The sequence below is a fragment of the Mesorhizobium kamtschaticum genome (genome assembly GCF_056174585.1).
Window position 1 is genome coordinate 5,852,121 of sequence record NZ_CM149691.1, and the last position, 12,280, is coordinate 5,864,400.

14 protein-coding genes are annotated in these 12,280 nt (G+C 62.4%); 9 read left to right on the plus strand and 5 right to left on the minus strand.

The window, feature by feature from the left end; translation table 11 throughout:
• Positions 1–297: 297 nt before the first annotated feature.
• The gene (locus AC0V7N_RS29240) at positions 298–564 is read right to left on the minus strand and encodes an SEL1-like repeat protein (protein ID WP_010915070.1); all 267 of its coding nucleotides are present in this window, start codon (positions 562–564) and stop codon (positions 298–300) included.
• Positions 565–1,043: 479 nt separating this feature from the next.
• Here AC0V7N_RS29240 and AC0V7N_RS29245 point away from each other — a divergent pair, with 479 nt between their 5' ends.
• From AC0V7N_RS29245 to AC0V7N_RS29270, 6 genes are all read left to right on the plus strand, one after another.
• Positions 1,044–1,343 carry a DUF2147 domain-containing protein gene (locus tag AC0V7N_RS29245; protein ID WP_496628035.1) on the plus strand — a complete coding sequence of 100 codons (300 nt, stop codon included), beginning with the start codon at positions 1,044–1,046 and terminating at the stop codon, positions 1,341–1,343.
• 544 nt (positions 1,344–1,887) lie between these two features.
• Positions 1,888–2,526 carry a hypothetical protein gene (locus AC0V7N_RS29250; RefSeq protein ID WP_475451664.1) on the plus strand — a complete coding sequence of 213 codons (639 nt, stop codon included), beginning with the start codon at positions 1,888–1,890 and terminating at the stop codon, positions 2,524–2,526.
• Positions 2,527–2,737: 211 nt separating this feature from the next.
• Positions 2,738–2,896, plus strand: coding sequence for a hypothetical protein (locus tag AC0V7N_RS29255; protein ID WP_167334910.1), 159 nt, complete (start codon positions 2,738–2,740; stop codon positions 2,894–2,896).
• Positions 2,897–2,937: 41 nt separating this feature from the next.
• The gene (locus AC0V7N_RS29260; protein ID WP_475451665.1) at positions 2,938–3,132 is read left to right on the plus strand and encodes a hypothetical protein; all 195 of its coding nucleotides are present in this window, start codon (positions 2,938–2,940) and stop codon (positions 3,130–3,132) included.
• A gap of 116 nt (positions 3,133–3,248) precedes the next feature.
• Positions 3,249–4,712, plus strand: coding sequence for an AMP nucleosidase (locus tag AC0V7N_RS29265; RefSeq protein ID WP_475451666.1), 1,464 nt, complete (start codon positions 3,249–3,251; stop codon positions 4,710–4,712).
• 126 nt (positions 4,713–4,838) lie between these two features.
• Complete coding sequence (locus tag AC0V7N_RS29270) at positions 4,839–5,849, plus strand: endonuclease/exonuclease/phosphatase family protein (RefSeq protein WP_475460540.1); 1,011 nt, start codon at positions 4,839–4,841, stop codon at positions 5,847–5,849.
• A 71-nt stretch (positions 5,850–5,920) separates the two neighbouring features.
• Here the strand turns inward: AC0V7N_RS29270 and AC0V7N_RS29275 are convergent, their stop codons facing one another.
• The 3 genes from AC0V7N_RS29275 to AC0V7N_RS29285 all read right to left on the minus strand — a co-directional run bounded on the left by AC0V7N_RS29275 (position 5,921) and on the right by AC0V7N_RS29285 (position 8,512).
• Positions 5,921–6,517 (minus strand): DUF922 domain-containing Zn-dependent protease, encoded by a 597-nt coding sequence (locus AC0V7N_RS29275; protein ID WP_475451667.1) that lies wholly within the window; start codon positions 6,515–6,517, stop codon positions 5,921–5,923.
• Between the two features lie 93 nt (positions 6,518–6,610).
• Positions 6,611–8,290: an electron transfer flavoprotein-ubiquinone oxidoreductase gene (locus AC0V7N_RS29280; protein WP_475451668.1), complete on the minus strand. Its 1,680-nt coding sequence runs from the start codon at positions 8,288–8,290 to the stop codon at positions 6,611–6,613.
• 63 nt (positions 8,291–8,353) lie between these two features.
• A complete protein-coding gene (locus tag AC0V7N_RS29285; protein ID WP_475451669.1) occupies positions 8,354–8,512 on the minus strand; it encodes a hypothetical protein in 159 nt (52 codons plus the stop codon).
• Here AC0V7N_RS29285 and AC0V7N_RS29290 point away from each other — a divergent pair.
• The 3 genes from AC0V7N_RS29290 (at position 8,511) to AC0V7N_RS29300 (ending at position 11,168) form a co-directional block, all read left to right on the plus strand.
• Positions 8,511–9,155 (plus strand): hypothetical protein, encoded by a 645-nt coding sequence (locus tag AC0V7N_RS29290; RefSeq protein ID WP_475451670.1) that lies wholly within the window; start codon positions 8,511–8,513, stop codon positions 9,153–9,155. The genes AC0V7N_RS29285 and AC0V7N_RS29290 overlap by 2 nt on opposite strands.
• Positions 9,156–9,205: 50 nt before the next feature.
• Complete coding sequence (locus AC0V7N_RS29295; protein WP_475451671.1) at positions 9,206–10,084, plus strand: uracil-DNA glycosylase; 879 nt, start codon at positions 9,206–9,208, stop codon at positions 10,082–10,084.
• Between the two features lie 271 nt (positions 10,085–10,355).
• The gene (locus AC0V7N_RS29300; protein WP_475451672.1) at positions 10,356–11,168 is read left to right on the plus strand and encodes a helix-turn-helix domain-containing protein; all 813 of its coding nucleotides are present in this window, start codon (positions 10,356–10,358) and stop codon (positions 11,166–11,168) included.
• Here the strand turns inward: AC0V7N_RS29300 and AC0V7N_RS29305 are convergent, their stop codons facing one another.
• Positions 11,169–12,191, minus strand: a complete 1,023-nt coding sequence (locus AC0V7N_RS29305) for a DMT family transporter (protein ID WP_475451673.1) — start codon at positions 12,189–12,191, stop codon at positions 11,169–11,171. It abuts the gene before it with no gap.
• Positions 12,192–12,280: the final 89 nt, after the last annotated feature.

Here is a 12,280-nt window from a genome sequence, read left to right on the forward strand (position 1 = left end):
CCTCCACGCAAAAAAGCCACGCCAGCCTTGTTCCGGCTGGTCGTGGCTTCTTTGCCTGTCGGGCTGTTTCCCCAGCGCCCCCGCGCCGCGAACCCCAACGTCGCCTTTCCTGTCTTCCTGCAGACCATGACCTTTCCCGATTTTCGGGATCATGGTTCGTCGCACGGCCTGGACCTGTCGGCCGGCCGCATTCTTGTTGTTGATGGCCTGTGGCCTGGCCGTCTGCGCAGCCTTATCCCTGTTTTGGCCCGACCGTCTTGGAGCGGTCTTGGCCGGAGCGTCCCCGTCTGGCGGAACTCAGTGCATGGTCATCCATTCGCGGGCTTCGCGCAGCGCCTTGGCGATCTCGACCTTCGACATGGCCGCCGACAGTTCAGAGCGCAGCTCCGCGGCGCGAGCCGAGCCCTTGATGGCGGCGATGTTGAACCATTTGTGGGCGGCAACGACGTCGGTCTCGCAGTCGCGGCCGGTCGCATACATCATGCCCAGTTCGAAAAGAATGTCGGCCTGGGCAGTTGCCCCCATGGCGCCGAAACCTGCTTCAAGCATTTCAAAACGTGCCATTTTAGTCCCCTGTCTGGCTCCCGAGAGCTGCCTCCGTTTGTCTTGTCCGGGCCGCTCTTTCGATGCCTTCGAGAATGCCGATCAGGCTTGAATCCGTCGTTAAATGGCGTGCTTAATTTGAAGAAAACAAAGCTAAAACAAGAGGTAAACGCGCAAATTCGTTAAGGATACGAAGCCAGCAATTCAGCCGATTTGCGCCAAATTTGACGAAAATTTTCGGGAGCGGAATCAACACTCCGCTAACCACGGGAAACAAACACGATGCGCCGGTCGTTTTCATTTCCTCTGCGACAAGCCGGATTCAGGCGCTTTCAAAATCCCAAAGTCTTCCCTTGCGGCACCGCTTTTGTTTTGTCGGGAGCTGGATTAGCTTACGTTTGCGTAAGCGGCAGACCGGCGAGGCGGAGAATTCGGCCGGCTATCCAAAGGGAGCAAGACATGTTCGAAAAGTGAGCCTGGCTCTTGCAGCCACATTGATCATGGCGGGTGCGGCGTGGGCCGATCCGATCGAAGGCAACTGGAAGACGCAAGCCGGCGACACCGCCGCCATTTCAGGCAGCGGCTCGTTTTCCATCACGCTCAAATCAGGAAAATATGCCGGCAAGACCATCGGCTCGCTGAAAGCGGCCGGCGACAACAAATATGCCGGCAGCATCACCGATCCGGCGAACGACAAGACCTATTCGGGCAAGGCGACATTGTCGGGCACCTCGCTGAAGATGAGCGGCTGCGTGCTCGGCGGACTAATCTGCAAGAGCCAGACCTGGCACAAGCTTTAATTCTGCAGAGCGATATCGGGCGATCTCCAGACCGATGGAGACGCCCACACCTGCCCCACAAATTCATCCCAGACTTCGAGCAAAGCCCTTGAAATAACCCGTTAACAGGTTCTTACTTGCTGCAGGCAGGTTGGGGCTCTGTCAGGTTGTGCGTGCAGTTTCTGTAGTTATAGGAGTTGGGTCAATTGTCGCGGCGGCGGCGTCTCCGGTTTGGGCGCTAGAGTACACTCCAGTTTCCTCTCCGGGCCAACAGCCATTCCTAGTGGTCTCCGGAGAATTCGGCGTCAGCGAACCACTGACAGCATTCACCAACGCTGTGGTGAGCAGCGGGGCCAGGGTGATCGTCTTCGACTCCCCCGGAGGGAGCGTGGGCACCGCAATACAGCTAGGACGTATGATCCGGGCAGCGGGCTTGGACACACTCCAAGTTCGCCAGTTGCAGTGCGCCTCTGCTTGCTCACTGGCCTTCTTGGGTGGTGTCCGCCGAGTTGCAGATGCGGGCTCCATTGGCGTTCACAGGGCATCTTTCGACACGAATAGCGGAATGTCCGCTGATGAAGCCGTGGCTCAAATCCAGGCCGGAACTGCCCAAGTCATGTCTTACATGACGGAAATGGGAGTAGACTCCAAACTCATGGAAGTAGCCCTGAGCTACGACAGGTCCGACATGAGGTACCTATCGGCCAGCGAAATGGCGGACCTGCGGGTGACCAACGTCGCTGTTACGCAATCGCCGGTAGATACATCTCAGGTGCCCACGAGGCCCAATCCCGCGCCTGTGCCAGATGCCAGCGCCAAGCAAGAGTTGGAGGGCGCTGCGGTAGCCTTCATCAAGGGGCTTATAGAGCATCATGGGGACAACGCCGAGTTGGCTCTCGCTCAAGTTCAGTCCTCCTACGCTCCCACCGTTGACTACTATGGGAAGCTGACGGACCTAGGCTCGATCATTCAGGACAAGCGAAACTATTTCGAGCGTTGGCCCGAGCGGGGATACAACGTTCGCGATGGCAGCGTGATGGTCTCCTGCGCTAACGACACATGCATGGTCTCGGGCACTTATGACTGGATCGTCCGTAGCCTGCCTAGGCACAAGCAAGCAAAGGGCGTAGCGAACTTTAGCTACACGATATCGATTGGGTCCAACCCCAAGATCGTTGCGGAGACTAGCAAAGTCTTGCGCTGATAGAGGGGGAGTTCTACCCGCCCGGCGGGCCCCGTTTTCGTTTCACCGGCACGTCGAGCCTTGGTGCCAGTGCCCCGCTTCCGGTCGCCGCGCAGCCGGCGCCCGCCTGGTCAGACCCCGTCAATCAATTTGAACCGCAGATGAACGCCGGCATCAGAGCCGGTTCAGAAGCGTTGGGGCATTCTCTCCCGTGTTGAAGGAGACACGACCAATGCTTGCTCGCCGCTTCACCATCGTCTGCCTGCTGATGAGCCTGTTTGGAATGTTCTTCGCCATCCTCGTCGCCGAAGCGGGCCGTTCGCCCCGCTCATGGGACGAAGCCAGTTCCAGGACATGCCGCCTCGCCTGCCCCACCCACCTTCGCAACTGAACCAAAGAAACCAAGACCTCGAACAGAAAAGCTCAGACATCATGGACCGCATCGCCGCCAACACCCTCAAGACCCTCCGGCTTCTGCCGCGGGCGGTGCTTGTCCTGATGCTTCTGTCCGCTCCGGTTCTGGCGGTGCCGATGATGCGCGCCGATGCCGGCTCGACGATCGAGGCGCCGGCCCTGAGGCAGTCCGGCGTGGGTTTCGTCCTGCTGGTCAGCCTGCAGCGGGGATAAAGAAAAATGGCGCTTTGGGCGCCTTCGACAGCGACACCCCTCCCAACCGCCCGTCCAAGTCTCTATATTGAGTCATGGAAAAGCGAATCTACCCCCAAGCCATCGAATCTGTCGTCATGCCCGAGCCTTTTGGCCGGCAAAGCTTTGACAAAGCCGAAAAAGCCGTCGCCGCACTGCAGGTCCTCTACGACCGCAACACCAAGTTCCTGCGCGACTCCTTTGCGGCGCTCGCCGCGGCGGGCGGCGACAACGGCAAACGCTACCGCGCCTTCTATCCCGAGATCGGCGTCACAACCAATTCGTTCACCCAGATCGACTCGCGTCAGGCCTATGGCCACATGCCGACGCCGGGGCATTTTTCGACCACGATCACCCAGCCAGCTCTGTTCGAAAGCTATCTGGTCGAGCAGTTGCGCCTGATCATGCGCAATCACGGGGTCGCGGTCACGGTGTCGGAATCGACCACGCCCATCCCGCTGCATTTCGCCTTCCTCGAGGGCACCCATGTCGACGGCGCGGCGGCCGAACGCATCAAACGACCGATCCGCGACCTGTTCGATGTGCCCGACCTCGACGGCACCGACGACCAGATCGCCAACGGCACCTTTGAAGTGCCATTCGGCGAACCAAGACCGCTGGCGCCGTTCACGGCGCAGCGCATCGACTATTCCCTGCACCGCCTGTCGCACTACACCGCGACCACACCGCAGCACTTCCAGAACTTCGTGCTGTTCACCAACTACCAGTTCTACATCGACGAGTTCGTGGCCCGCGCCCGGGTACAGATGGCGGAAGGTGGCCACGGCTATACCGAATTCGTCGAACCGGGCAATGTCATCACCAAGGCGGGACAGGCCGCGCCCAGCGAAGGCGTCGCGCCGCCGCGCCTGCCGCAGATGCCGGCCTATCACCTGAAAAAGCCGAACCATGGCGGCATCACCATGGTCAACATCGGTGTTGGCCCCTCGAACGCCAAGACGATCACCGACCATATCGCCGTGCTGCGGCCGCATGCCTGGGTAATGCTTGGCCATTGCGCCGGGCTACGCAACACCCAGGCGCTCGGCGACTATGTGCTGGCGCATGCCTACGTGCGCGAGGATCACGTACTGGACGACGATCTTCCCGTCTGGGTACCGATCCCGCCGCTGGCCGAGATCCAGGTGGCGTTGCAGGAGGCTGTTGCCGAGGTCACCGGCCTGTCGGGTTATGACCTGAAGCGCATCATGCGCACCGGTACCGTTGCCACCATCGACAACCGAAACTGGGAACTGCGCGACCAGCGTGGACCGGTGCAGCGCCTGTCGCAGTCGCGCGCCATCGCGCTCGACATGGAATCGGCGACGATCGCCGCCAATGGTTTCCGCTTCCGCGTGCCCTACGGCACGCTGCTGTGCGTTTCCGACAAGCCACTGCATGGCGAGTTGAAACTGCCTGGCATGGCGACCGAGTTCTACAAGCGCCAGGTGGCGCAGCACCTGACCATCGGCATCAGGGCGATGGAGAAGCTGGCCGAGATGCCGATGGAGCGGCTGCATTCGCGCAAGCTCCGGAGTTTTTCGGAGACGGCGTTCCAATAGGCGGCCGCGAGGCCGCGGCGAGGCAATTCGCCGTCTTGCTCAGGCCGCAATTTGACCGGTAAGCAGATCGAACGCAGGCGGCATCCAGCAGACACGACCTCAATGATAACAGGCGCGCGCTTGAAAATGACAGCTGGGTTGGCATTCCTGGCGATGACGGCACTGTCGGCCGCGCTGTTGGCCGGGTTCTTCGGCACGCTGCATCCGGCGTTCGATTCCTTCTCGCATTTCCGCATTCACTTCAGTGTGCTTATGGCGCTTCTGGCTCTGCCGCTGCTCGCCAGCTCGTTTCGGCTGCAAGCGGCAGCGGGGCTGGTCTTTGCCATCGCCTGCCTGGCCACGACGGCAAGCGCCCTGCCGAGGCTTTGGCCGCAGCCTGCGGCTGCCAAGCCCGCAGATCAGGCTGTCTACAGCCTGCTGCAGATGAACCTGCGCTTCAACAACCCGACACCGAAGAAGGTGCTCTCGCTGATCGGCCGCACCAATCCGGACGTGATCACCCTCGACGAGGTGTCGGAGATGTGGACGACCGAGCTTGGCACCATCACCAGCGCCTACCCCTACCGTATCCTGTGCCCCTACCCGAACGGCATGTTCGGGGTGGCGCTGCTGTCGCGCCGGCCGTTTGCCGCCGACACCGCACCGCGTTGCGAGCCGCGCGGCGCGATGGCGACCGCCACCGTCGACTTCGGCGGCATCGGCGTCGATGTCGCCGCGATCCATTTGAGCTGGCCGTGGCCGAAGGAGCAATACTGGCAGGTCGGCGAACTGGCGCAGACATTGGCCGGGCTTGGCCCGACCGCGATCATGGCCGGCGACTGCAACGCCGTGCCGTGGAGCGCGGCGGTGCGGCGGGTCGCGGCTCTCGGCGGGCTGACGCTCATGCCTTCGGTCGGCCCGACCTGGATCCACCGGACACTGCCCGACGTTCTGCGCCGCTATGCAGGCCTGCCGATCGACCAGGTCTTCAGCAAGGGCGGGTTGACCATCCTGTCTTCGACCCGGCTGGAGGACACCGGCTCCGACCATCTGCCGGTGCTGGTCGAGTTCACGCTAAGGCCTGACGACAAGCAGCCTGAGAATGGGCACGCCACCGCGCTCGCGGCGAGCGACTTATCAGCCAAGCCGCACGTCTGACGCGCTCAATCGAGTGGAGCGCGCGCGCCCGACGACGTGGCGAAGCATTGCGATTGCGAATGGATCGCCGTTCAAGGTTTTCCGATCAAAGCGGCGATCAGATGTTCGACATGGCCGCCATTGCTGTGCTCGCGCCGATCGAAGGCGATCTGTTTGGCCTCGTATTCGGCATAGACAGCCTTGATGCGAAGCTGCGCTTCGCGGCGCGTCTTGTAGCAAGACGGGTCGTTGGCTAACCGCAGGCCGGTTATCGACCTTTCCGTAGCGCGCATCATCTCCCTGGCGATGCGTCCATGAGTTTCCTCATGGGCGCGAACACCGGCGAAAAACCTGACCCAGCGCCTCTTCAGTGCCGGCGTCGCGGGCGAGGCAAAGCGAGGGAAGGTGTAGAAAAGATTGAGCGTGCCATTGACACCCCGCATCCGGCAAAAGCCGTTGCCCTCACCGGCATTGAGGTTCCAGTCGACGGTATAGGCAGTTGTGGCGATGGCATGCGTCATGAAGCCGTGCCTGGGGCCTTTGCTGTCCATAGCCTCGACGAGAGCAGCGCCCGAGCTTCCCGTAATGTCGTAGGTCCGCGTCTGGACCACCGCCCTGGTGCCGGCCAAGGCTTCTGGCGCACACAGCGCTCCAATAGCGACGAGGCATGTCAGAACGATCCGGCGCATGGCCTTCTCCCGTATCCCGGGAGAAGGAACCATAGACCGATGGCCGTTTCAACGGTTTTGCCGCCGAGGCCTAAACCGCCCGGCCACGCGAGGTCACATACCCTGGTAAACCGGACCTTCGCCGCCCTGCGGCGGCACCCAGTTGATGTTCTGGTTCGGGTCCTTGATGTCGCAGGTCTTGCAGTGGACGCAGTTCTGCGCGTTGATGACGAAGCGCACATCCTTCGCCGCCGGATCGGCGGCGGCGTTGCCGTCCTTGTCGACCCATTCATAGACGCCTGCCGGGCAATAGCGGGTCGAGGGTCCGGCAAAGACATCGTGCTCGGAGCGCTTCTGCAGGTCCATATCGCCGACCAGCAGATGGACCGGCTCGTTCTCTTCGTGATTGGTGTTGGACAGGAACACCGAGGACAGGCGATCGAAGGTCAGCACGCCATCCGGCTTCGGATAGGCGATCTTCTGGTGCTGGGCGGCGGGCTCGAGCGTGGCATAGTCGGCCTTGCCGTGCTTCAGCGTGCCGAAGGGCGAGACGCCGAACAGCGTGTTCAGCCACATGTCGAGGCCGCCGAGGCCGATGCCGACGATGGTGCCGAAACGCGACCAGAGCGGCTTGACGTTGCGCACCTTCTTCAAATCCTTGCCGATATCGGTCGCACGCCAGGCTTCCTCGTAGGAAGTGAGCTCGTCATTGGCGCGACCGGCGGCAATTGCTTCACTGACATGCTCGGCGGCCAGCATGCCCGACAGCACCGCATTGTGGGAGCCCTTGATGCGCGGCACGTTGACGAAGCCCGCGGCACAACCCATCAACGCACCGCCTGGGAAGGACAGTTTCGGCACCGACTGCCAGCCACCCTCGGTGATGGCGCGCGCGCCATAGCCCAGGCGCTTGGCACCTTCGAAGGTGCCCGCGATCGCCGGATGGGTCTTGAAGCGTTGGAATTCCTCGAAGGGTGAGAGATACGGGTTCTTGTAATTGAGGTGGAGGACGAAGCCGACCGCCACCTGATTGTCCTCGAGGTGGTAGAGGAAGGAGCCGCCGCCGGTCTTCATGTCGAGCGGCCAGCCGAAGGAATGCTGGACAAGGCCCAGCCGGTGGTTCTCCGGCTTGACCTGCCAGAGTTCTTTCAGGCCGATGCCATATTTGCCGGGTTCGCGGCCATCAGAGAGTTTGTATCTGGCGATCAGCTGCTTGGCGAGCGAGCCGCGCGCGCCCTCGCCGATGAGTACATATTTGCCCATCAGCGCCATGCCCGGCGCGAAGCCCGGGCCATGCGTGCCGTCCTTCTCGACGCCCATGTCGCCGGTGACGACGCCGGTGACCGCACCTTCTTCATTGTAGAGCAGCCCGGCGGCGGCAAAGCCCGGATAGATCTCGACGCCGAGCGCCTCGGCCTTACCAGCCAGCCAGCGGCAGACATTGCCGAGCGAAACGATGTAATTGCCGTGATTGTTCATCAGCGGCGGCATGAAAATGTTGGGCAGACGGAACGAGCCGGCAGGGCCAAGCACCAGGAAATGATCAGCGGTGACCGGGGTCTTGAAGGGATGACCATCCTCCTCGCGCCAACCGGGCAGCAGCCGGTCGATGCCGATCGGATCGACGACGGCGCCGGAGAGGATATGGGCGCCAACCTCGCCGCCCTTTTCCAGCACGACGACGGAAAGCTCGGGATTGACCTGCTTGAGGCGGATGGCGGCGGCAAGGCCGGCCGGGCCGGCACCGACGATGACCACGTCGAATTCCATGCTTTCGCGTTCGATATCGCTCATCAACCCCTCCGCACTGGCTTGCCGCTGTTGCGTATCTTGCTAGCTCCTGCGCTGCATAGCGCATCAATTGGCGACAGGAAACCGGCGCAGACGTGACAATGCGGATTTGGCCAAAAAGTCGCGCATCTTGCGGCAGGGCAGCCGTTTGTGCCCGGCGAGACCTACAGTGCTTGCGTTTTTTAATTGTTCGGCGGCTTGCTTATCGGCCATACTTCCTGCCATGCGCATTCCTGGGCCTGCCGGCTTTCCTTCGACGCGCTTTCTTTTCACGCCCGGCCGGGCCTGCCGGGCGATTCTTCTGGCCCTTCTGATGTCGGCATCAGGGCACGCCGCGGCGGACGAGGTGAAGGTCTGGCCGACGGGCGCCTACTCCTTCTCTGACGAGCTCGGCGGCTTCCGCATCACCGGAGCCTCCGGCATCGGAACCAAGGAGGATCCGCTCGTCATCACCGAAGAGCTGAATTCGGCGACACCGGTGACGCTGACCATCCGCACCACCAAGCCGATCCAGACATTCGGTAAGGCGGGCGAGTTCGCCAACGGCATCATGTACATGCGCATCGACGTGCTCAACAACAGCGGCCAGGCCTGGATCGAGTTCCAGTTCGAGCTTCAGGAGATCCTGAACCAGCCGAGCGTGTTTGGAGACGGGTTCTCGTTCGACCAACGCAACAAGACGCCGGAAAATATCTGGTCGAGCAATTTCGCCGATTTCGACCGCGAGTTCGAACCTTATGACCGGCTGCTGTTCAAGAACGGCAAGGTCGACCCGCACAAGACCGTCAGCTTCGAGTTCCTGATGACCGACTATACGCCGCGATGGACCTTCTATGTGGTGCAGGATCCGCGCATACCGACCGGATAGAGCAAGCCGCCAGCTTGCAAATTGCAGTCATGCGGACGAATGTGCGCACCATGACTGCCGCCTCCCCCAACAGCCCGACCGAAATTGCCGACATCCTGGCTTTCTATGCCAGCGCAGGCGTCGACGAGGCGCTGGAAGACGCCCCGGTGAACCGCTTCGCCGAGCCGGCGCCGAGGCCCGTCGAGCGCGCACCGGCACAGGCAGCGCCCCCTCGCGAAGACAAGGCGCCGGAGCGGCCAGCGGCTTCGCCCGGCTTGGATACGAGCAACGTGCCGGATGCGCCACCGGCGCGTTCATCGGTCGCCGCCGTGCCAGACGAAGCTCAGGCGGCGCTTGCGCGCCAGTTGGCAACAACGGCAACAACCCTGGACGAGCTGCGCCAGCATATGGCGGCATTCGACGGCTGCAATCTCAAGGCCACCGCCAAGAACCTGGTGTTCGCCGACGGCAACCCGGAGGCCGCGGTGATGCTGGTCGGCGAAGCGCCCGGCCGCGATGAGGACATTGAGGGCCTGCCCTTCGTCGGCCGCTCGGGCCGTCTGCTCGACCGCATGCTGGCCGCGATCGGGCTCGACCGCACTTCGGTCTATATCGCCAATGTCATTCCGTGGCGGCCACCAGGCAACCGCACGCCGACGCCGCACGAGACCGAGATTTGCCGGCCGTTCATCGAGCGGCAGATCGAGCTGGTCAATCCCAAGGTGCTGGTCAATCTCGGCGGACCGTCGGCCAAGACCTTGCTCAACACCTCGGAAGGCATTCTGCGGCTGCGCGGCAACTGGCGTGTTCACACCACGGCCTCAGGCACCGCCATTCCGGCCATGCCGACGCTGCATCCGGCCTATTTGCTGCGGACGCCCGCGCACAAGAAGCTGGCGTGGCGGGATTTTCTCGAGGTGAAGGCGAAGCTGCGGGCGCTGGGAGATTAGCCAATCTCCCCCCTCGTGGGGGAGATGTCCGGCAGGACAGAGGGGGGCGCGAAAGATCGCCAGCCTTTGTGATTTTCACTCTTCGCTTGATAAAGTAGTCGCGGCTTGCTGACATGTCGGCGGGACAGCGCCCCCCTCTGCCTTGCCAGGCATCTCCCCCACGAGGGGGGAGATCGGATGTCGTCACGGGCTTCGCCAATCTTCGAGGACGGCTGCGCCATAACCTCCAAGGTAATTGAATTGCGCCCCTCGCTGACCTAGTCATTTCCCCATGACAACAGCCCAAACCTCCGCTGGCAGTCTCATTCGCGAATGGCGCACGCGCCGCCGCATGAGCCAGCTCGACCTTGCCATGGAAGCCGAGATTTCGCAGCGGCATTTGAGCTTCGTCGAGAGCGGGCGCGCCGCGCCGTCGCGCGACATGGTGTTGCATCTGGCCGAGCAGCTGTCGATCCCGCTGAGGCAGCGCAACCTGTTGCTGCTGGCCGCAGGCTTTGCGCCGAGCTTCAGCGAACGGCCGCTGACCGACATGACTCTGGCACCAGCGATGGCGGCGGTCGAGATCGTGCTCAAGGGGCATGAGCCGTTCCCGGCGCTGGCGGTGGACCGGCACTGGAACCTGGTTTCGGCGAACGCCGCGATTGCTCCCTTCCTTGCCGATGTCGGCGAGGCTTCGCTGCTGGCGCCGCCGGTCAACGTGCTTCGCCTCAGCCTGCATCCCGGCGGCATCGCGCCACGCATCGTCAACCTCGCGGAATGGCGCACGCACCTGCTCGAACGTCTCAAACACCAGAACGACGCCAGCGGCGATCCGATGCTGGTCGAATTGGAACGCGAGCTGCGCACCTACCCGTCCGGGCTGAAGGGCAGCAGGCCCATGCCTGTCGAGCCGAATGCGATCGTGCATCCGCTGCGCCTCGCCCATGGTGATCAGGTGCTGTCGTTCATCAGCACCATCACCGTGTTCGGCACACCGCTCGACGTGACCTTGTCGGAACTGGCGATCGAATCCTTCTTCCCGGCCGACGAACAGACAAGGGCGGTGCTGGTGCGGCTGGCCAAGGAGCGGAGCGAACGATCCTGATCAGCCTTGCGGCAGCGCCACCTTGCGCGCTCGCTTACGCTCCAGTCCGAGTTGCCGCTCGCGCCAGATGATGAAGATGCCGGCGGCCACCACGATCACACCGCCGATCAGCGTGCTGAGCGAAGTCACGTCGCCGAAAACGAAATAGCCGACGACGACACCGAGGATCATCGAAGTGTATTCGAACGGCGCCACCACCGAAGCCTCGGCATGACGATAGGCCGAGGTCATCAGGATCTGGCCGAGGCCGCCGCAGAAGCCGGCCATGATGAGCAGCGCGGCTTGCGCCGGCGTCAGCGATTGCCAGCCGAAAGGCAACGTCAGCAGCGAGAGCACGCTTGCGGTCGACGAGAACCACAAGACGATGGTCGCCGTCTTCTCCGTTTGCACGAGATTGCGCACAAGCAGCATGGCAACAGCCGAGATCGCCGCGGCCACCAGCGCGGCCATGACGCCCAGGACCTCCTGGTCGTCGAGCGCTTCATCCGAATTAAGCAACGTCAGCTCCGGCCAGGAAATGATGAGCACGCCGACAAGACCAACGGCGACAGCGCTCCAGCGATAGACGCGGATCGTCTCGCCAAGGAAGACAGAGGAGAACACCACGACCAGCAGCGGCTGCGCATAGTTCAGGGTGATCGCCTCCGGCAGCGGCAGCCTGGTCAGCGCGAAGAAGCCAAGCCCCATGGCGCCAACGCCGACAATACCGCGTGCGACGTGGTTGAAGGGACGTTTGGTGACGAATGCCGTCGACAGCTGTCCCTTCAATGCCAGGAAGGCAATGATCGGGAAGATGGCGAAGAAGGAGCGGAAGAAGACGATCTGCCCGGCTGGCACGTCGCCGGCCGCCTTGATGCAGGTTTGCATGCCGACAAAAACCGCGACGGACACGATCTTCAGGGCGATGCCCCTCAGCGTACCGTGGCCGCCGGTTGTTTCTGGTTGAGCCCCGGCTCCTGATGTCACGCTGGTGATGCGTCCCTGATCGTTGCCTGTATGCCCGGCAACGCTGGCATTCAACATGCTTTAGCCGCGATGCCGCAAAGAAGGCCTCGATAGACCCTCTCGCAGTTTTGTCGAGGGACCGTTTCGTGTAAAGAGCGCGAACTTCA